The 20,425-nt window shown below is 38.6% G+C and carries 17 protein-coding genes and 2 pseudogenes; 7 read left to right on the top strand and 12 right to left on the bottom strand.

The window, feature by feature from the left end:
• Positions 1–253: 253 nt before the first annotated feature.
• Positions 254–895 (top strand): DUF4145 domain-containing protein, encoded by a 642-nt coding sequence (locus tag ACWIUO_RS00905; RefSeq protein ID WP_454176068.1) that lies wholly within the window; start codon positions 254–256, stop codon positions 893–895.
• Positions 885–1,652: an Abi-alpha family protein gene (locus tag ACWIUO_RS00910; protein WP_454176069.1), complete on the top strand. Its 768-nt coding sequence runs from the start codon at positions 885–887 to the stop codon at positions 1,650–1,652. The genes ACWIUO_RS00905 and ACWIUO_RS00910 overlap by 11 nt, the downstream gene beginning before the upstream one ends.
• A gap of 301 nt (positions 1,653–1,953) precedes the next feature.
• On the opposite strand, the gene ACWIUO_RS00915 is transcribed toward ACWIUO_RS00910, so the two are convergent.
• The 7 genes from ACWIUO_RS00915 to gltX form a co-directional block, all read right to left on the bottom strand.
• Entirely contained in the window at positions 1,954–2,889 is a 936-nt protein-coding gene (locus ACWIUO_RS00915; protein WP_454176070.1) for an FkbM family methyltransferase, read from the bottom strand.
• A gap of 52 nt (positions 2,890–2,941) precedes the next feature.
• Positions 2,942–4,126, bottom strand: a complete 1,185-nt coding sequence (gene ccoS, locus ACWIUO_RS00920; RefSeq protein ID WP_454176071.1) for a cbb3-type cytochrome oxidase assembly protein CcoS — start codon at positions 4,124–4,126, stop codon at positions 2,942–2,944.
• A gap of 644 nt (positions 4,127–4,770) precedes the next feature.
• Positions 4,771–4,977 (bottom strand): hypothetical protein, encoded by a 207-nt coding sequence (locus ACWIUO_RS00925; RefSeq protein WP_454176072.1) that lies wholly within the window; start codon positions 4,975–4,977, stop codon positions 4,771–4,773.
• Positions 4,974–5,759, bottom strand: a complete 786-nt coding sequence (locus ACWIUO_RS00930) for an adenine-specific methyltransferase EcoRI family protein (RefSeq protein ID WP_454176108.1) — start codon at positions 5,757–5,759, stop codon at positions 4,974–4,976. The genes ACWIUO_RS00925 and ACWIUO_RS00930 overlap by 4 nt, the downstream gene beginning before the upstream one ends.
• Positions 5,760–7,394: a lytic transglycosylase domain-containing protein gene (locus ACWIUO_RS00935; protein ID WP_454176073.1), complete on the bottom strand. Its 1,635-nt coding sequence runs from the start codon at positions 7,392–7,394 to the stop codon at positions 5,760–5,762. It abuts the gene before it with no gap.
• A 17-nt stretch (positions 7,395–7,411) separates the two neighbouring features.
• Positions 7,412–7,690, bottom strand: coding sequence for a YggT family protein (locus tag ACWIUO_RS00940; protein ID WP_454176074.1), 279 nt, complete (start codon positions 7,688–7,690; stop codon positions 7,412–7,414).
• 94 nt (positions 7,691–7,784) lie between these two features.
• Positions 7,785–9,125 carry a glutamate--tRNA ligase gene (gene gltX, locus ACWIUO_RS00945; RefSeq protein ID WP_454176075.1) on the bottom strand — a complete coding sequence of 447 codons (1,341 nt, stop codon included), beginning with the start codon at positions 9,123–9,125 and terminating at the stop codon, positions 7,785–7,787.
• A gap of 357 nt (positions 9,126–9,482) precedes the next feature.
• Between gltX and ACWIUO_RS00950 the strand changes: the two genes are divergently transcribed.
• From ACWIUO_RS00950 to purH, 4 genes and pseudogenes are all read left to right on the top strand, one after another.
• Positions 9,483–10,736: an efflux RND transporter periplasmic adaptor subunit gene (locus ACWIUO_RS00950; RefSeq protein WP_454176076.1), complete on the top strand. Its 1,254-nt coding sequence runs from the start codon at positions 9,483–9,485 to the stop codon at positions 10,734–10,736.
• Between the two features lie 58 nt (positions 10,737–10,794).
• Positions 10,795–11,466: pseudogene (locus ACWIUO_RS00955) on the top strand (ABC transporter ATP-binding protein); the annotation flags it as partial.
• 206 nt (positions 11,467–11,672) lie between these two features.
• Positions 11,673–12,905, top strand: a complete 1,233-nt coding sequence (locus ACWIUO_RS00960) for an ABC transporter permease (RefSeq protein ID WP_454176077.1) — start codon at positions 11,673–11,675, stop codon at positions 12,903–12,905.
• A 159-nt stretch (positions 12,906–13,064) separates the two neighbouring features.
• Positions 13,065–14,735 (top strand): bifunctional phosphoribosylaminoimidazolecarboxamide formyltransferase/IMP cyclohydrolase, encoded by a 1,671-nt coding sequence (gene purH, locus ACWIUO_RS00965; RefSeq protein ID WP_454176078.1) that lies wholly within the window; start codon positions 13,065–13,067, stop codon positions 14,733–14,735.
• A gap of 419 nt (positions 14,736–15,154) precedes the next feature.
• On the opposite strand, the gene ACWIUO_RS00970 is transcribed toward purH, so the two are convergent.
• The 4 genes from ACWIUO_RS00970 to ACWIUO_RS00985 form a co-directional block, all read right to left on the bottom strand.
• The gene (locus ACWIUO_RS00970) at positions 15,155–16,108 is read right to left on the bottom strand and encodes a hypothetical protein (RefSeq protein ID WP_454176079.1); all 954 of its coding nucleotides are present in this window, start codon (positions 16,106–16,108) and stop codon (positions 15,155–15,157) included.
• A gap of 3 nt (positions 16,109–16,111) precedes the next feature.
• Positions 16,112–16,432 carry a hypothetical protein gene (locus ACWIUO_RS00975; protein ID WP_454176080.1) on the bottom strand — a complete coding sequence of 107 codons (321 nt, stop codon included), beginning with the start codon at positions 16,430–16,432 and terminating at the stop codon, positions 16,112–16,114.
• Between the two features lie 116 nt (positions 16,433–16,548).
• Entirely contained in the window at positions 16,549–18,096 is a 1,548-nt protein-coding gene (locus ACWIUO_RS00980; RefSeq protein WP_454176081.1) for a hypothetical protein, read from the bottom strand.
• Between the two features lie 194 nt (positions 18,097–18,290).
• Entirely contained in the window at positions 18,291–18,542 is a 252-nt protein-coding gene (locus ACWIUO_RS00985; protein WP_454176082.1) for a hypothetical protein, read from the bottom strand.
• A gap of 481 nt (positions 18,543–19,023) precedes the next feature.
• Here ACWIUO_RS00985 and ACWIUO_RS00990 point away from each other — a divergent pair, with 481 nt between their 5' ends.
• Complete coding sequence (locus ACWIUO_RS00990) at positions 19,024–19,218, top strand: hypothetical protein (protein WP_454176083.1); 195 nt, start codon at positions 19,024–19,026, stop codon at positions 19,216–19,218.
• A 486-nt stretch (positions 19,219–19,704) separates the two neighbouring features.
• Here ACWIUO_RS00990 and ACWIUO_RS00995 read toward each other — a convergent pair.
• A pseudogene (locus ACWIUO_RS00995) lies at positions 19,705–20,414 on the bottom strand (IS1595 family transposase).
• Between the last annotated feature and the right edge of the window lie 11 nt (positions 20,415–20,425).

The following is a 20,425-nucleotide window of genomic DNA, read 5'->3' on the forward strand; positions in this document are numbered from 1 at the left end:
GATTAACGAATTGCCACACGCCGTCATTGCGAGGCGTTTTGAGCGAAGCGAAAACAACGAAGCAATCCACAAAAATAGATTGCCACGAAGTCGTGCCGACTTCTCGCAATGACGCATTAGCCACGCTAAAACAAAAAAATAGACAACTTAGCATTTGAATTTTGCAACATTGCACAAACCAAACAATCATAAACGCTTAATCCAAAAATTGTATAATTCTATCTTGTAAAACCACCATATACAAGGATAGAAAATGAATAAAGATTTGGTTAAACCTTATGACGATGATGGTATATGTCCGCATTGCAGTATTTATAAGCAGTGGAGTTGGTATTACTTTGCTAATATGGGCAATAATTATTTAGGGCATTATACCTATTGCAATAATTGTAAAGAACACACCATATACTACAATGAAAAATTAGTATATCCCAAAAATAAGTTGCTAATAAAACCTAATGTATTATTTGATACATATAAAAAATCTAAAAAGCTATTTTTAGAAGCTGTGGAGGTTTCGCCCATATCTCCAAGAGCTGGTTTGACATTAGCAAGAATGTGTTTAGAATCTTTGACAAATGAGATATTGCAAGAACATAATGAAAAAATAAGCGAAAATTTCCGTGATAACATAGAAAAACTTCATAGCTTGGATATTATAAGCCTAAAGCTAAAAAATTTATTGTCTAGTGCTAGGATTATAGGAAATAAATCAACTCATAATTTCAACATTATAGATACCGAAAATGAGCCTAATTTAGAAGACGCTATGGCAGTTTTAGAAACTATAGATTTTATATTAGAAAATATGCGAATCGCTAACGAAAAAGAGGAAAAACTTTCTCAATTAGAGGAAAAAGTAAGGAAAACTAAAGGGAGTAAAAATGAAAAATGAAAATCCAATGCTTGAAATTTATAAAGACATAGCACAGCCAATCGCAAGGCAAGCAGGAATTACACTAAATGAGGTTGGCAAACTTATATTTTCACCAATTTATTATCCCACAAAATATCTTAACGATAGAATCCAAAAATGGTTTGAGAGAATAGAAAATAATGTGCCAAAGCAAAATCGTATCGAAGCAAAACCCTACATTACCATACCGACATTGCAAAATCTAGCCTTGCACGATGATGAGACACTTTTGGGCGAAATGTTTTTTAATATTTTGCAAAGCTCGGTAGATAAAACAAAGCAAGGATTTTTAAGCCCTGCTTTTCCTAAAATTTTAGAGCAACTTTCGCAAGATGAGGCAAAAATACTTACTTTGCTAACAATACAAAATTGTGTAGAATTTAGTTATTATGGTTGGACTGATAAAGCAACAAAGATTTTTAAAGAGGAATTGTGTGAAATAAAGAACGATAGCTTAGACAAAGAATTTTTCTTAATGTATAGAGGGCATTTATCATTGTTAGGGTTAATATCAATTAGCAATGCGCATAATGAAGGGGAAGCGTATTTTAAAGATTCTAATAACAATTTAATTAACTACAAATCTCAAGAGGGTAAAAACATCATTGACACAAATCAAATGGGTAATTATCAAACGATTAGCAAGCTATTTCATTTGGCTACTTTAAGCGATTTTGGGGTAGCGTTTGCCAATATTTGCATTAGCGATAAGTGTAAAGATTTTATAAATAATTAGGCTTGTAATTTTAAAATTTAAATCCCAAACCGCCATTGTATTGACAAAAGAATATGATTTACACAAAATATTGCCACGCATTAAGCAATCGTTTGTCATATTGCGTGTTTGGAAAAATGACTTTATCCGCGTTTTTAGATTTTGAGTTGCTTTGATTTTTTGCGAAACCTTAGTATGACATTTTGTAGCTAGTGGATTTTGTAGTGAGTGGATTGCCGCGCATTGTATCAAAAAGCAAATCTAGCAATCACAAAATCCACAAGCCTTACTAAACAAGAATCAAAATCTACTTAGTATTGTTTTAGGCATTATTTTGGCTTATGTGCTTTAAGCAGGGGTCGTCTTTGTGAATCATAAGCAGGTTGATTCCAAATGGGAAAATCTCATAGCCAAATGGCGTTAGCAAGTCAATGATTTCTTGCGGATTTGATTTTATGATTTCGATTTGCAAGATTGGCTTTGCGCTTTTTATGCTCTCCATCGCGCCATTTAGGACTTCTAGCTCCATCCCCTCACAATCGATTTTGACATAGTCAATCCTACTTAGCAAAAGAGAATCAATGCTAATTAGCGGAACTTTTTGCGTGCGTGTGTAGTCGATATGTTGCCCGATAAACTCGTTATTATCGCGTTTTCGTAGCTCTAGACTACCAAATGATGAATTTGTGGCGTAGTTTAGAAGCGGGACTTCTATTGTGGCGTTTTGAGTAGCATTTGTGGCATTTGGTGCAGAATCTGTAAGTTGTGGATTGCCAAGTGCTGCGTGCAATGCACGGACATTAAAGCAATTATTGATAGCGATATTTCCGCATAATGCGTAGTAGATTCTCTCCTGAGGCTCAAATGCTAAAACCTCCCCAAAATAAGTCATCTCTATGCCCCAAGCGATAGCGTGCGCACCGATATTTGCACCGCCATCGATAGCCACCACACCATCTCCGAAATACTGCCTACGCAAATGCAGCAAAGAAACCGCGCTCATCACTTCATCTGCGTCAAATGACGCAGAAGCAAGGTATTGAAACCCCACGCCAAAGCTAGCTTGCGACTCATCGCTAGAATCTAGATTTTGCGAAGTATCGCCATTTTTTGTTTTATTGCCCGCACCCCCATTTATATTTTTAGACTTTTTGCTAGCTTGTGTAGCGTGGCTATGCCTATCGCAATGGTTTATAATCATCGTGCCTGTATTTGTGCTAGCAAGCACAAATGGTAGCGGACGCAAAATGTGATTCATCATTGTTCCTTATATTTAAACATATTTCAACATATTTCAACGATTGCCGCATTTATGCAAGTTTTGGCGCGATAAATGCGACTACTTTTTGCGCTTGAGATAGCGCACAAGCGATACTTGCGCCAGATTTAAACAAAATATCGCCTATGACAAACACGCCTTTTACGCTACTTTGCAGATTTTCATCGACTATTGGGAGGTTGTTTTCATCTAGCTTGATGTTGCATTTTTTTAGAAAATCCACAGGCGAAGAGCCACCGATAGCATATATCGCCCTATCATACACCTCCACGCTTCCATCGGTAAAATGCGCGTTTATCTTGCCATTTTCATCGCTTAGAGATTCTATGTCTATGCCTAGCTTTGTTTTTAGTTTGCCACTAGACATTACGGATTCTAGTTCTTTTGCGTTGGTGTCGTTTATGCGCGCAAATTCGCTTCTGCGGTAGTTTAGCGTAGTGTCGTTGCTTTTTGCAAACTCGCAGGCGTATTCCACAGCGGAGTTGCCCCCGCCTACGATTAGTAGCTTTTCGCCTGCTTGCACGCTATTTGCGTTGTAATTCACCTGTCGCAAAATCGATGATGGGATTTTGTAGCTTGGTTTGTTTGGCTGCCCCATTTTGCCGATGGCAATGATTACGGATTGGGCGAAGTAGGATTTTCCCCCGCTTGTGTTGATTAGAAAGTTTGAGTCATTTTTATCATCTGCTACCACAGATTCTATGTCGTTTTGATAGGCGACATTGATTTGGTGCTTTTCTAGCAAATCGCCAAACATTTCTAGCGTGGCTTCTTTGTTGCTATCGCTAAAATCTATTGCGCCATTTAGCTTAATTTTGTCGCCTTTGTAGTCTCTATCCACGCGTTTGCCGTCTTTATAAAATTTATTTAGCGTGGCATTGTGCGTAGCGGTTTTTTCAAAAAGGATAGAATCTATCCCTGCGATTTTGGCTTCTATCGCCGCGCCTATACCGCCCGGTCCTGCGCCTATGATGGCTAGTTTTGTCGTATTTTCACTCATTTGTTCTCCTTTGGGTTTGGTTGTTGTGAGGCTAGATTTTAGCGAGGATTGGTAAGCGAGGTTTAAATCCTCTTGGCTATCAAACAATGCTCCGTGCGTGATTTTTACCGAGTCATCAAACTGCCCGCTTCTAAGCCCCCACAAAAACACCACAAGCCCGATAAGCCCTATGATTACGGACACGATTAGCATTATGGTGATGATTGGGGTATTCATTTGCCTGCCTTACGCTATGTCTTCGATGATAGATTTTGTAAGCCCTAAATCCTGCCTTATCCTCTTTCAAGATAATGCAAAAAGCAAAATCGCTTGACATTCTAGCATAAAATTTAAGGCGATTTCGCGTTGTTTTTATATTGATTTTGTGTTGTTTTTGCGTTGCTCTTATGTTATTTTTGTATTTTTTTATGTTATTTTTTATGCTGTTTTTGTGCTGATTTTGAGTTTTTTTTTTAGTTGTATTTGCATTCTTTTTGTGTTGTTTTTTTTGTGTTCTCTTTGCGTGTTTTTTTTGCATTATTTACTTGCGTGATTATTCTTGTGTTATCTTTGTATTGTGTTTGCATTATTTTTGCGTGGCTATTTGCATTCTTTGTTTGCGCGCGCTTTGTTTTTTGTGTTGTTATTTGCATTCTTTGTTTGTCTGCATTGTTTTTTGTTTTGTTTTTGTGTTGTGTTTGCGTTATTGTTTTTCATTATTTTTGTGTTACTTTGCGTTATTTTCGTATTGTTTTTTTATGTTGCTTTTGCGTCATTGTTTTTTTATTTTTTGTTATTGCAAGACTACGGCTAAATCCAAAAGCTACACATTAAAATCAGCGAAATACGACGCAAGCACAACACAAATTCCACTGCGTTCGTCATTGCGAGAATCTAGTCTTTATGCAAAAACCATATTCGTGGCAATCCGACAAAAAATCCATCGTCATTGCGAGAAAATCCGCTAGGATTTTCGTGGCAATCCAAAAAAATAGATTGCTTCGATTTTCTATCGAAAATCTCGTAATGACGGCATTTTTAAATTTGCTTTGCTTTGGCTTTTGCAAAGTCTCGCAATAACGATTCATTTGCTGTCCTTTCGTTTTTGGATTAAGATTCGCGCATAAATTTTTTTGCCATTTATGTATGGATAGCCAAAATTAAATTCATCGATTTTTGTTGTTACCATTTGTCCTATAATCTTAAATTGCTTGGGATTATATTTATCTAAAAAACTTATGGGAACTCCCATAATGCCATCATAATCAAGCGGAATATCGCTTGTTTTATCCACATTTATGGCATCATAATTATCATATTTTGGATATTTTTCAGGCGTTTTGGTAAAGCTGTGAATCGTCTCTAAAATCTCGTGTCGTTTTTTATGGTCTAGATTCGCAAACCAAATGGATTGTGAGTGCAATTTGACAACGCCGTCAATAATCTTGTATCCACTACCGATTTTTTTACCATTTAAAACTTCTTTTTGAAATTCTGCGCTTGTATTAAATAGTAAATCCGTGCTCATAGGCGTATAGCCAATCCAAATTTTATTTTCTTTGACTAGCTTAAAAATCTCTTTGTAAGTTAGTGCGTTTTTATTGCCAATAATCACAAACTTTTTATCATACTCCACCAACTGCGCGACATATTCGCGGAATAGTGAAAAAGGGGGATTTGTAACGACAATATCGCTTTGTTTTAGCAATTCTATGCAATCTTTTGAGCGAAAATCCCCTGCATTGCCTAAATCTTTGTCCTCATTTATATCAAAAAGACTTTGTTCTTTTGGTGTGTTTGGTTTGTCGGGGTTTAGCTGTGTGGTTTTGGATTCTAATTTATGTTTATTTTTTTCAAAAGATTCTAAAATCTAATATCTAAGCGTTTTTTTTAGCAAGGATTCTATGTCGATTTCGTTGCCTAAAAGCTGCTGATAAATCACATAGTTTGCAAGCACGCGCATACCATAAAATCTCGTTTCCTCCACAGGCAACAATTCAAGCGAAATCCACGGCTCATACTTGCGGGATTTTAGAAAAAGCCGTTTTTTTGCAAGCGTTTTTCGCAAAAATCCCGGTCCGCCATTATACGCATAGGCACTAAAAAGCGGGTGGGAAAACTCCCTATTTAGCTCATCTAAATACATTCGCCCAAATTCATAAGCGATGATGGGGTCAAACATCGATTCTAGCGTAATGTCTTGCTTTTTTAGCTTTCTAGCAAAAGGCTCGACATTAAATGGCATTATTTGCATCATTCCTAGCGCATAAGAGCGCGACACAAGGGCTGGCAAAAATGTGCTTTCTTGCTTTGCTACGGCAAGTGCCATCGCTTTTTGGGAGTTATCACGCCACGATAGTTGCTCGGTGTAGGGCATTATAAAGTAGTTTATAGAATATTTATTTAGCCTATTATTTACAAAAGCTAGATGAGGAATCGTGCCTTCATAGCTAAAATCTTTTGCCAACGCTTTTAGCTTAGAGCTATCCTTTGGCATATTATCACGCAAAATCTGCCACGCAAAAGGGTCTTTTATGTCTAGCTTTGGATTTTGGCTTGATAGATTTTCAAATGTAGAGATGATTTGATAATTTGGCTTAGTTTTTAGCTTTTGGTTTGCGTAGATGGAGAAAATATCGGCGTATTTGCTTGCTTGCAAATCGTTTAAAAACGCTAAATTATCGCTTAGCAAATATTGCCAAAATATCGCTCTATCGCGCAAAAACGGGTCTGCCGCATTGCTCCTAGATAGCGCGAAATATTTTAATGCCTTATCTTTTGTGCCTATGCGGACTTCATTTAGTCCGATTAAAAATAGCGTATTTGCATCTTTGATTCCGCTTAAATCCGCTTTTGAAATGCTTTTTTTAAATTCTAAAAATCCTCCATCTAAAATCACATTTTGCAAGATTTTATTAAACGAGTAGCGGTTGGCGTTTGCAAGGTTTTTTAGGGATTCTGCTTTGATAGGCGTGCCAAAAATCTCTGCTCTTTGATTGTAGCTAAGGGCGTTGTAGATTTCAGCAAAGATTTGCGCACTAGAATTTAGCATTGATTCTTTGATATTTTTGCTTCGCAGGATTTGGATTTTTTGGACTATGTTTGGGTGGGTAGCTTTTAGTTTGGAGATAAAAAAATCTACTTGTGCTTGGCTCATAGATGGGACTAAGCCTAGTCGCAGGGCATACGCGATACATTGCGCGTCTTTGTTTTTTAGGGATTCATACGCTAGATTTGCGCAGGCGATATTTTTTGGCATTTGAGCGTGAAATCCTTTTTTTTCTAATGCAGATTTTAGCTTTGGGATTTCGTTATAGACGAGTTTGTAGGCTTCTAGGGAATCTTTTAGGCTAGTATCTTTATGCGTGATAAATTCCCAAATGTAAAAATCGCGTGCCACGCCTTTTGGCTTGGTTTGGAGCTCTTTTAAGCTTAGCAATGGCGGGCAATAAGCCACGCAAACGCATATAAAAATCCACAATAAGCCACAAAAATATCGTGCCATATCGATTCTCAAATACTTTATAACACGCCAAGCGTGTGGATAATGACTTTGTCAAGCACTTGCAAACCTATGATGACTACGATTGGCGAAATGTCAATGCCATTTATCACCAAAAATGGCATTTTTTCCCTAGCCCACAAAAGCAGTGGCGCACTTAGTCGGTTTAGCACCTGCACGATAGGATTATATGGGTCTGGGCGCACCCAAGAGAGAAGCACAGCGATAATGATAACCCACATATACGCACTAATTAGCAAATGCAAACCCGTGCCAATCGCACCTAGCAATACAGACATTTTACTCTCCTTATTTTAGATTTTGTGATTTTTGCTTCATTTTGTTGTGATTTTGTTTGGAGGATTTTCGTTTGATTTTGCTTTATTTTGGATTTTATTTGGATTTTACCCGCAAGATATAGGGCAAAATCTCACGCAAATGCGGATACATCGCGCTTATATCTGGTCCGTGGCTAGCCCCTGTAAGCAAAATCCTAAGCGGTTTAAAAAACTCTTTTCCTTTGAGATTGCTCCCCTCCATAGCAAGTTTTTTAAACTCATCATACTCTTTTGGTGGATTTTTGGCTAGATTTTGCAATGTGTCAAAAATCTTTTTGCATTGCGCGCTAAAATCCTGCTCCTCATAGCTTGCGTGAATGTCTTTTGGCTCTAAAATGGCGTTTATTTTTTCACGCAGTTCATTTAGCGTGCTTGCTTCTTCTAGGTAGATTTTGCCAAGAGAACCGATTTGGCTAGCATACTGCTTGCTAGATTCTAGCAAAAGGGCGATTTTTTGCTCATCTAAAAGCGATAAATGTGCGTGATTGATAAAGCGGAGTTTTGCTATGTCAAAGCGCACGGGGGATTTTGCGATTTTTTTTATGTCAAACCACTCTATCGCTTCATCTAGCGTGAAAATCTCTTTTGGCGTGTGGTTGCCCATAGCGATTAGGTAGTTGCAAATCGCACTAGGCAAAAATCCCTCATCTAGTAGCCACGCCACACTTGAAGCCCAATCCCTTTTGCTCATTTTTTTGCCACTATCATTTAGGATAATGGGCAGATGTGCAAACTCAATCCCTCTCTCATACCCCAATGCTTTGTGGATAAGAAGTTGCTTTGGCGTGTTGCTTGTGTGGTCTTCGCCACGCACCACATAGCTAATATCATATAGCATATCATCGCACGCGCAGGCAAAATTATAAGTCGGCACAAAATCTTCACGCAAAATCACAAAGCTATCTAGCTCATTTGGCAAAAATTCTAGCTTGCCTTTGATATTGTCTATGTAGCATATCGCTTTGTCCGCGCCTTTTAGTCGCACCACAGGGTTTTTGCCATTTTTTATGGCTTCTTCTTTGTGTAGCTCTGCCCAAGTATCATCATAGCGAAAAGCCCTTTTTGCATCGATTGCTTCTTGTTTTTTTGATTCTAAAAATTCTTTTGAGCAGTAGCAATAAAATGCCTTGCCTTCTTTTAGTAGCATTTCTGCGAATTGTCTATGGTGGTTAAAATTCTCACTTTGATAGACTAGGCTATCCCATTGCAATCCAAAAAGCGTCAGCAAAGAGCAGATTTCTTTGTCCTTGCCCTCGATATTTCGCGCAAAATCCGTATCTTCTATGCGCAATAAAAACCGCTCATTTTTTTGTTTTGCCAAAATATAATTAAAAATCGCAGCCCTAAGATTACCTATGTGCATATCACCTGTGGGGGAGGGCGCAAAACGAAGCATTATAAGTCCTTGTAGTTTTGATAAGAATTTTGGCATTTTAGCATAAAATCTTTGCGCATAAATCTAAAATCTTGTGTGCGATATTGCATTTGATATAGTTTTTGGCTAGGTTTTTGCTAGGCTTTTTTATCTATTTTTTGCAAAATCTTGCATATAAATCAAATCCACGACAAAGAGATTTTAGGCATTTTGCAAATGTTTTTGTGCGATTTTATTTTGATTTCACATACAAATCCTAAAATCCCACAGAATTTGCAGAGTTTGCCAAGTTTGTAGAGTTTGTAAAGTTTGCAAAAAACACATTCGCTAGAATCTATAACGATTTTTCAAAATCTATAAAATCCAAAAGGAGCATACTTGAGTGCGCAAGAGATTTATGCACGGCTAAATCCACCCAAAAAAAACCGCAAGTTTTTATTGTGGCTTGCCATGCTTGCAGGGGGGCTTTTTGTGGTGCTTTTGTTTGTGGTGTTTGCCCCATCATCACAATCACATATCTACACCACAGCAAACCCCACCACGCTAACCATAACCCAAGTCGTATCTGCCACAGGCACGCTATCCCCCACAGATACCGTTGAGGTAGGCTCTCAAATCTCTGGGCGCATAGAAGCGGTGTATGTGGATATAAACGATGAAGTAGCCCAAGGGCAAGTGCTAGCCAAAATCGACCCCGAAAAGCTAAACCAAACGCTAGCAAAATACAAGGCAAATCTAGATTCTGCGCGCTCTCAATATGAATTATCAAAAACCACGCTAGAAAAAACGCAGTGGAATTATAATCGACTAAAAGAGCTATATGAGCGCACAGGAGGCAAATCCCCTTCAGAGCTAGAGTTAAAAACCGCACAAATAGAATATGAGAGTGCCAAAAACACTTTGCGAGTAAATGCCTCAAATATCGCAAATATAGAATCTGATGTCAAAAGCTCTCAAATTGATTTGCGAAATGCAATTATCATTAGCCCCATAAATGGAATCGTGCTAGAGCGCAGTATCGATGCGGGGCAGACAGTGGCTGCAAACTTTCAAACCCCGACACTTTTTAAGCTAGCAAAAAGCCTAGAAACAATGAGCCTCGTGGTAAATGTCGCAGAATCAGACATCGGCAAAGTCAAAAAAGGGCAGGAAGTTAGCTTTTTTGTCGATGCGTATCCAGAGGTGGAGTTTAGCGCGCTTGTGGATAGGGTAAGCTACGCTTCTAGTGAGGATAGCACGAATAATATCGTAAGCTATGAGACCAAAATCTTGGTGGATAATAAATCGCTTTTGCTCCGCCCCGGAATGAGTGCTAGCGCAAATATCCGCGTGCAAACCCAAAAAGATGCGCAAAGTATCCCTGTGAGTGCGCTGTATTATGAGCCACCGCGTGAGAGAGAGCAGGCAAAAAAGGCGTTTTCTTTTGGGGGAAATATGCCTCGCCCACCGCGAAGCAATATCACAAAATCTAAAAAAATAGGCAAGACAATTTATGTGCTAAAAGATGGCAAACCTCAACCCCTAGAAGTCGAAGTCGGCATAAATGACGGCACAAATGCCCATATCATAAGCCCCATATTGCCAAAAGATACAAAAGTCATCATTTCTCATCAATCAAAATCTAAAAAATAACCTTAAAGCTACTAAAATCTAAAAACCCTAAAATACGCAAAATCTACAAAGGCAAACAATGAGTTTTATCTCTTTGCAAGATATTCACAAGACTTATGATGCGGGGTATAAGGCTTTGCGTGGGGTGGATTTGGATATTGCTAGGGGTGAGTTTGTAGCGATGATGGGACCATCTGGCTCTGGAAAATCTACGATGGCAAATATTTTGGGCTGTTTAGATTCTCCCACAAGTGGCAAATATTTTTTTAACGGCGTGGAGGTAAGCGCGCTAAACCGCACGCAGAGGGCTTATCTGCGTAGATTTTATATAGGATTTATTTTTCAAGGGTTTAATCTATTATCGCGCACTTCCGCGCTAGAAAATGTCGAGCTTCCTTTGCTTTATCGAGGCGTAGAAAAAAGTGAGAGAGAAAAAATCGCTATGGACGCCCTAGCCAAAGTCGGGCTAGAATCCTTTGCTATGCACTCTAGCAATGAGCTAAGCGGAGGGCAACAACAGCGCGTGGCGATTGCTAGAGCGATTGCTAGCGCGCCTTCGTTTCTTATCGCAGATGAACCTACGGGGAATTTGGATTCTAAGCGAAGCGTGGAGATAATGGAGCTTTTATGCGAGCTAAACAAAGATTTTGGCATAACGATTCTTATGGTTACGCACGAGAGCGAAATGGCGGCTTATGCTACGCGTGAAATATTTTTTTTGGACGGAAAGATACAAAGCGATAGCGCAAAAAATAGCGAGCAATCTGCAAAATACGCAGAATCCATAAAATCCGCAAAAACTGATTCTACAAAATCCGTAGAATCCGCAAAATCCAATCAAAACACCAAAGACGCAAAATCCACGCAATCAACGCCCAATCAAACAGAATCTAAAACACAAATAAAAACAGATTCTAGCCCAAAATCTAAAAGCGCAAAATCTACAAAGGAAAACAAATGATTTTTAACGCATTTGTGCTAGCTTTTAAGCAAATCCGCCGAAATCTACTTCGAGCATTTCTCACAATGCTAGGGGTTATCATCGGCGTAGGAAGCGTGATAGTGATGATAGCTATCGGCAACGGCGTCAAAGAAAATATCCAAAAGCAAATCCAATCACTAGGAAGCAATATCATAATGGTGCGCCCTGCAAGGGGGTTTATGAGCGGGGGAGGCGCGCTAAATAGAAATTTTAGTTTAGAGGAAGTGGCGACTTTGAAGCAGAGATTTGTCGAGGCTAGGGCTGTAGCCCCTAGCGATTGGAAAGAAACCCTTGTGCGCTATGGTGGGAGAAATGCCCAAATCCAAATCATAGGCGTAGATAGCGAGTATTTTAAAGCTACGCAATGGAATCTATCAAACGGACGAAACATAGAAGAGCGAGAATACACGCAAGGTGCTAGGGCTTGCCTAATCGGCACAAGCGCGATAAATGAGCTATTTGGCGTAGAAAATATCTCAAACCCTGCAAGCACGCTAGGCAAACGAGTGCGCATAAAAGATAGCGTGTGCGAAATCATAGGCGTGCTAGAATCAAAAGGGCAGGGCGGAATGGGAAATGACCAAGATAATGTCATCATAATGCCGCTAAAGGCTTATTCTAGCTTTGTGTTTGGCTCTAATAGCCTTTTTTTCTTAAAAAGTATCACCATATCGCTAAAAGATAACATAGATAGCACGCAAGCTACGCAACGACTGCGCGAGATAATGCTACAAATCCGCCCACCACAAGAGGGACAAAGAGAGAGATTTGAAATCTGGGATACCAAAGAAATGGCGCGCGCCCAAGAAGAAACCACAAAGACAATGACGCTTTTTCTTAGCTGTATTGCGGGGGTTAGTCTGCTTGTGGGGGGTATAGGGATTATGAATATTATGCTAGTTTCAGTTACCGAGCGCACGCGTGAAATCGGCACTAGGCTAGCTATCGGTGCGCTAGAGAGTGAAGTGCTTATGCAGTTTCTTATCGAATCGGTGGTGATTTCTATGCTAGGAGGGTTTATAGGGATTGTGCTTGGATTTTTTGTGGCGTTGTTTATGAGTTTTTATTTGCATATTCCATTTGTGTTTGATTCTATGGTGGCGGTGGGGGCTTTTGGCGTGTCTGCTGGGGTGGGGATTATTTTTGGCTACTTGCCTGCCAAAAAGGCTTCTATGCAAGACCCAATAAAGGCATTAAGATATGAGTAGGGATTTTAGTTTTTAGATTTTGTGTAAAAACAATCATTGCGATTTAGTTTAAGAATATCAATGTAGATTTAAGGAAGTTGGGGGTATAATTTAATCTTTGTTTTAAGCAAAACAAAGATTCTACCAAACAGACAAAAAAGACAGACAAAAAGGCAAAATATGAGCAAAGATTTTACCAAACAAGCAAATAATAACGCCACGACAAACCACAAAATCAAAACCCCCACTTCCAAAAACTACGACCCCAAAACCCCCGCTCCAAAAACCCCCGCAAAAAAAGCCCTGCTAAGTGTCAGCGACAAAGATGGGATAGTGGATTTTGCGCGTGGGCTAGTAGAGCTAGGCTATGAGATATTATCCACAGGAGGCACGCTAGCCACACTAAAATCAAATGGCATAAACGCCACAGAGGTTAGCCACTACACGCAAAGCCCCGAGCTTTTTTCTGGGCGCGTGAAAACGCTTCACCCAAAGATTCACGGAGGCATACTCTATCGTAGGGACAATCAAAACGACTGCAAAACCGCACAAGAAAACGGCATAGAGGACATTAGCCTAGTGTGCGTGAATCTGTATCCGTTTTTTGCCACTACCAAGCGCACTGATGATTTTGGCGAAATCATCGAAAATATCGACATAGGCGGACCCACGCTTATAAGGGCGGCGGCAAAGTCTTTTGAAAGCGTGCTAGTGCTTGTAAGCCCTAGCGATTATGCGATAACATTGCAAAATCTAAAAACAAATCAAAATACGCTAGATTTTCGCAAAAATATGATGATAAAGGCATTTAGCCACACTGCGCAATATGACGCGATGATAGCAAACTATATGAATGAGCGATTTAATGATGGGTTTGGCGAGTTTGCGTTTATCAGCGGGCGCAAAGTGTGCCAAACGCGCTATGGCGAAAATCCACACCAAAAAGGCGCGCTATATGAAATCGCTGAAATTAGCGATTTTTACTCCAAGCGTTTTTGCGCTATCAAAGGTGAAGCTAGCTTTAATAACCTAACCGATATGAACGCTGCTATAAAGCTAGCAAGCGCATTTAACGACAAAAATGACAAAAATCTATGCGCCGTTTCTATCATAAAGCACGGGAACCCTTGCGGATTTGCCCTAAAAGATAGCCTGCTTGAAGCGTATATTTCTGCGCTAAAATGCGATAGTGTGAGTGCCTATGGTGGCGTGGTAGCGATAAATGGAATCATTGATGAAAATCTAGCAATGCAAATGTCTAAGACTTATATAGAAGTGCTTGTGGCGTGTGATATTACGCAGGGTGCGTTAGAGATTTTATCTAGCAAAAAACGGCAAAAAATCTTTATCACAAAGCAGGAGCGATTAGCCCTGCCTTGCGCAAGTTATGATTTTAAGCGAATTGAAGGGGGGTTATTATATCAGCAAAGCGATAGCGTGGGCGCAGATGAGGTGGCAAACGCAGAGCTAAAAAGTCTAAAAAAAGCTACTCAAAGCGAGCTAATCGACTTAGAAATCGCATACAAAATCGCAGCCCTTACAAAATCAAATTGCGTAGCTTATGTGAAAGACTCGGCATTGGTAGCCATCGGTATGGGAATGACAAGTCGCGTAGATGCCTCTCGCGCCGCGATTGCAAAAGCAAATGATATGGGGCTAGATGTGAGGGGGTGTGCTTTGGCTAGTGAGGCGTTTTTTCCGTTTAGGGATAGTATTGATTTGGCGGCTAGCGTGGGGGTTGGTGCGGTTATTTGCCCGGGGGGAAGTATGCGAGATGGCGAAGTCATAGACGCGGCAAATGAGCATAATATCGCGCTATATTTCACGGGGATTAGGCATTTTTTGCATTAGATTTTATGTGTTTGCTTTGGCTAGATTTTTAGCTTTTGTGTTGTTGTTTTTGTGCTTTTTTAGGATATTTCAAGTGCTAAAATATCGTAGCTCTAAGGTTATATAGCAGGATTGCCAAATTCCGCGACAATCTCACGGTGCGACAACCTCGCGGATAATGAAAATCGATTCAGCTTCCAAAGCCTTTAAATGCGTGGTTTTGTTCATTTTTCGCTCCATTTGAATCTAAAAATTTAAAAGCGCAATTTTAGCAAAAAATTCACACTTTTTAGATTTGCAGGGTTTTAGATTTGCAAGGTTTGAATCAAAAATGTGCTTTAAAGATTTGCAGGGGTTGTTAGATTCGCGTGAATCAAATCAAAATCTACCTTTTAGATTCGCCTAAATCTATGGCAAATCGCCACTTGATTTGCGCAAAATTACTCACACGACACTTTTAGCTGTGAGCTGTGGATATAGCCATATATTGCCTCTTGTGGCTTTTTGGCATTTGGCGGGAGGTAAAAGACTTCTAGCCACTCATTTTGTGGCAGAGAGTCTGGCATAACCTCATCTTCGACTAATTCAGTAAATGGATATTTCGCCCATACAATCTTTGCTCTCTCCGCCCCACAGCGCATATCCTTACGCTTAATCTGTGCGATGATATTACCCTTTGGATTGTAGCGTAGATTTATAAAGCTATCTTTTGAGCCGTATTTAAGCGACACATATTCATCATTTGTGTGCCATTTATAGATTTTGCTTAAAGGGCTAAATTCCACAAGCGTGGCATAAGCCTCACTTCCTGCTTCGCCCTCGCCGATAAACTCATAGTCTGTTAGTCGCACTTTTGCGCGAATGCCATTGCCACCTAAATGTTTATTGACAATCTCTTTGAGTAAAAAGCCCTTTTCGCCGCTAATTGCCTTAATCTTTATGCCATAAGCGCGATTATCCCAAAACTCTAATTCAACCTTACTGCAATCCCATTTTTGCGCCTTCTCATCAAAGACCGCGCCTTTATATTCCAACGCGCTATCGCAACGACTATATGGCAAAAACGGCAAACCCACATTTTCATCGGGGTGAAAAAACACCACAAATGACGATGCGTAATCCTCTGGGCTATCTATCGTATATCTGCTCGTAATCGCGCCTGTAAGCTCCACTTCGCCACTAAAACAGCCAAGATTGTAATAGCCATAAAAGCCGTATTGGATTTCTTTGCAATCTACGCGTTGTAGCGTGTTTAGCGTCATTACGCCTTTTTTGCTTGTAAATGGTCTGCAATCATCGCAAAAATAAGGCGGATACGAATCATTTGCATTGCCAAACGCCACCGCGCCACAAGCAAATGCAAGTGCGAATAAGATTTTGCTTATATTTTGCATTTTTTACACTCCGTTTGAATCGGGGTGAAAAAACACCACAAATGACGATGTGTAATCTTCTGGGCTATCTATCGTATATCTGCTCGTAATCGCGCCTGTAAGCTCCACTTCGCCACTAAAACAGCCAAGATTGTAATAGCCATAAAAGCCGTATTGAATTTCTTTGCAATCTACGCGTTGTAGCGTGTTTAGCGTCATTACGCCTTTTTTGCTTGTAAATGGTCTGCAATCATCGCAAAAATAAGGCGGATATGAATCATTTGCATTGCCAAACGCCACCGCGCCAAATGCAAGTGCGAATAAGATTTTGCTTAATTTTTGCATTTCTCACACTCCGTTTAAAATTTAAATTTTAAAAATGCGATTGTAGCGAAAAATTTATACGCTTTTTAGATTCGCACTAAATCCACGCGAATCTAAAATACAAATTCACGCGTGAATCAATCATCAACGCCTTCACAACCATCAGAATCTCTATCAAAAATGCACTCATCTAATTTTTCAATCTCTTTTGCGCTCATTTTGCTTATACGACAGCTCAAATACTCTTTTTTGCATTCTTTTTTTCCAAAATGTTGATTGTCGCACTTGTCCTTGCAATTTTTGGCAAAGTAATGCTTTGCTTTTGCTATGTCTTTTTTCACTTTTTCCCCGCCCACAGCTTTGCCAAAAAGATAGATTCGCCCTAAATCCTCGCAACCTTCGCCCAAAGCACACGCCTTATCATAATAATGCAAAGCCTGTTTTTGGCTGATAATCTCACTCATACCAAAGTTATCAATTTCCTCTTTCTCATCACGCTTATCATAAAAATATCCAAAACTCAAACAAACTTCAGCATTTTGCAAATCATCACAACCCACCTTAAAATAATCCAATATAAATTGTTTTTTTGTGCTTATCTTATCATCAATTTTGCTTTCCAAAAGCGCAAGCGTTACAATGGGAGCAATCTCAACAGAATGCAAAAACCCCTTGCGTTTATAAGTGTCTTTAAGCATTAAAGCCACCTTGTTGGCATATTGCCTTGCTAGCGTGTAGTTTAATTTAGGTTTATAGCTATAATAAAAATATGCAAGATATTCACAGCCTGAAATTACACCCAAATCACAAGCCTTTTTAGCTGCGTTTTCAAATTTAAGCGGATAGATTTTATCGGCTTCTCTTTCGTAAGCGTCTTTACCAAAGTCATAATAGCGTTTTTTGTCTTTAGTCAAAAATTCATAAAAATTTGAAACCAGCACATCGCAACTTGTGGCGTTATTGTCATAGCACCTTTTTTCGTGTATAGCTATAAGCTCATCTCGCCCCGCACAAGCGGACTTTGCAATGCGCGAATCCAAACCCTCCCAGCGACAAAATGTATCTAAACTCTCAATGTAATCAAAGTTTTTCTCTTTGCTTTTTTGCAAATAGATAGCCACATACTTTTCAATCAATTTATCGCGCTCAATGCAGGCTTTGGGTAGATTTCGCTTACATATTTTATCAAACTCTCTTACAAATTTCCCCGCGCTAAAATACTCATTAAACTGCTCCTCCCTTATCAATTTAATTTTTTGATACTCAAAACAAGCATTTTTGTTCTCTTCCCAACTTCTAAAACACAAATTGTCAAAAAAATCCTCTAAACCGCATCTTTCACAACAAATACCGCTCTCATCGTCTTTGCATTCTTTAAACACCATACCACGATTATGTCTTGCTAGATTTGTCGCAAGTTCTGTTAAACGCTCACAAGCGTTATCTGTCGTATTTAACTCACACGCCCTTGCATAGTGAAATATCGCATTTTCAAAATTCTCATCTTTTTCCTCTAACTGCGCAAGTTTGAAACACTTTGCCCCGTCTTTTTGTCTATCTTCAACGCTTCTATTATCATTGTTAGAAACGCTATAATAGCATTGATTATACAGCTCCTCTTTGTCTGCACAAGCACTAAACGCAAAGGCTATGGATAAGGACAAAAACACGATATTTTTTTGCATTTCTCACATTCCGTTTAAAATTTAAATTTTAAAAATGCGATTGTAGCGAAAAATCCGCGCTTTTTAGATTTTTTAGATTCGCGGGGCTTTGATTTGCGTGAATCTAAAAGCACGGATTCGCACTAGATTTACTAGATTCGCCTGAATCTATGACAAATCGCCACTAGATTTGCATTTTAGATTCGCTAGATTTGCTAGTCATAGCACCCGCGCAAAAAGCCAAAGATAAACCAAAATGGCAAAAGCATATACAGCGCAATCCAAATGGCGACATTTGCTTTGCTTAATAGCCGATAATGCGCGATAAATACTAGCGCGATAGTGGCTAATGCAAATAATATCGCCCACATTTGGATATGCGAAATCTCTACGATGAGCGGATAGTGCATACAAGCGGAGTTTTCGGGGTCATCATTGCAATTAAATCTGTCCCACAAAAAGCACAATTTAAATCCCACGCTAAAAACAAACACCGCACACCACAAACATAGCACACAAACATTTAGATAGATTTTTAATAAAACACTGCTAAAATTGCTAAAAACGCAATACGCACACAGCCTACAATAAAACTTTTTACAGCAAAGATTTTGTGAAAAAATGTTGTCTTGTTTAATCTTTTTAGCACAAACATTAAAACAAAAAAATAACATATAAAGCCAAATGCCAATACAAAATAATGCTCAAAAATATAATCATAAACAATGTGCATAAAGCATACCTAGCTCTATAAATTGTCTATAAAATCTGCATTATCTACCCAACTAATTTAACCAACTCGAAAACATCAGATAATTAACAATAAATACTGGACTAGTAAGGATATTATCTATGAAAATGATACAAAATATAACAAACAAACAAAGAGATTGCAGAATGCTAATTTTATGACTAGGCTTTGTATTCAAAATAGGAAGCAGAGTTAGGGTGATTGTCGTTAGCCCTGTGGCTACAATATTTAGCAACAAAAGCCAACTCCGCTCAAAATATAAAATCGCACAAATTGTGCCTAATAAAATCGTGGCAATCCATAGCATAAAAAATCGTTTTGAGCAAAATATGTTGTGTAAAAACTCTATTTTATTTAACCAAACGATAAGTAATGGCATAACAATAAAATAAAAAAGCCACACAATACACATATACACAGGTATATCTATTCTAGGCACTTCTTGTTGATAATCAACCCATATATAATAAATATAATAAAGTAAAGTCATTATGAAACCTCCACTTTTAAAGTAATCGAGTTATTGTGTTTTACTTTTATTGTCTTGGCACTATTGCTGAATATGCAATAATCTAGCCCAAATTAAAAGTCATTTTGGTAATTTTGGTAATCTTGATTGATAATGTAGTATTTGTTTCGTTTTGCCGATTGATTGATGATAGTTTGCATTATCTACCCCCAAGTCCAATTAACGATACTCCAGCAAACATAAAAAGCAAAGGACTAACTAAAGCCATATCCAACAACAATAAAGAACAAATACATACACTACCTATAAAAATACCTATTGATTTTGTTTTTGAATATATTTTTTTGGCTCAATTTAACTTAAGCAGATTTTCTCTTATCATTTTTGTGCCAAGATTTTTATACAAATCTTATCCTTGAATTTTGACATTATGCCTAAATTCTGTTTCTTTTAGAAAAAGTAAGAAGTTCTCTTTTTTGATTCCTTTGAACTTGCTTAATCTATGTTTGGCATATCCCCTTGTATAATTATAGCTGCAAGTATAACGAAGTAAAAAAATTTTCAATTCCATTTATGTGATTTCTACCTAGTGCAAACTCATTTTTAGAATGCTTTACTCGATAATGTGCTTTTGTACAAAAATCCACTAATCCATCATACGCACCCCAACAATCGCTATAAATTATGGATTCTGATAAATCGCTACAATCACGCAATATGGGCAATAATTCACTAGCAGAGCAACCTTTGACTACTTGCGTCCAAACATAACCATTTCGTTTTAACATTTCTTAGTTGTCTTGCCGCTTGCAGTTGCAAGTATTAGCGAAGCAAAAATACAGGCGTTTTCTTATCTGCTCCACGCCCTCTTTTTCCTCTCACTCTTTTAGCACCGAAATAGCTCTCATCAATTTCTATTTCACCTTGCATTTTAGATATTGTTTCGCATTCTTTTGCGATTAAGATTCTAATATTTTTGCAAATTTTATTGATACTTTGGCGAGAAATATTGCTTAATTTTGCGATTTTTACAGCCTCAATATCAAGGCAAAAGAGTTTAAGAATCTCTCTTGTTTTTACCTCACTAATTCTTGAACGAATTATATACTTGTTTTTCATCGTGCAAAATC

Source organism: Helicobacter sp. T3_23-1056, from assembly GCF_053654535.1.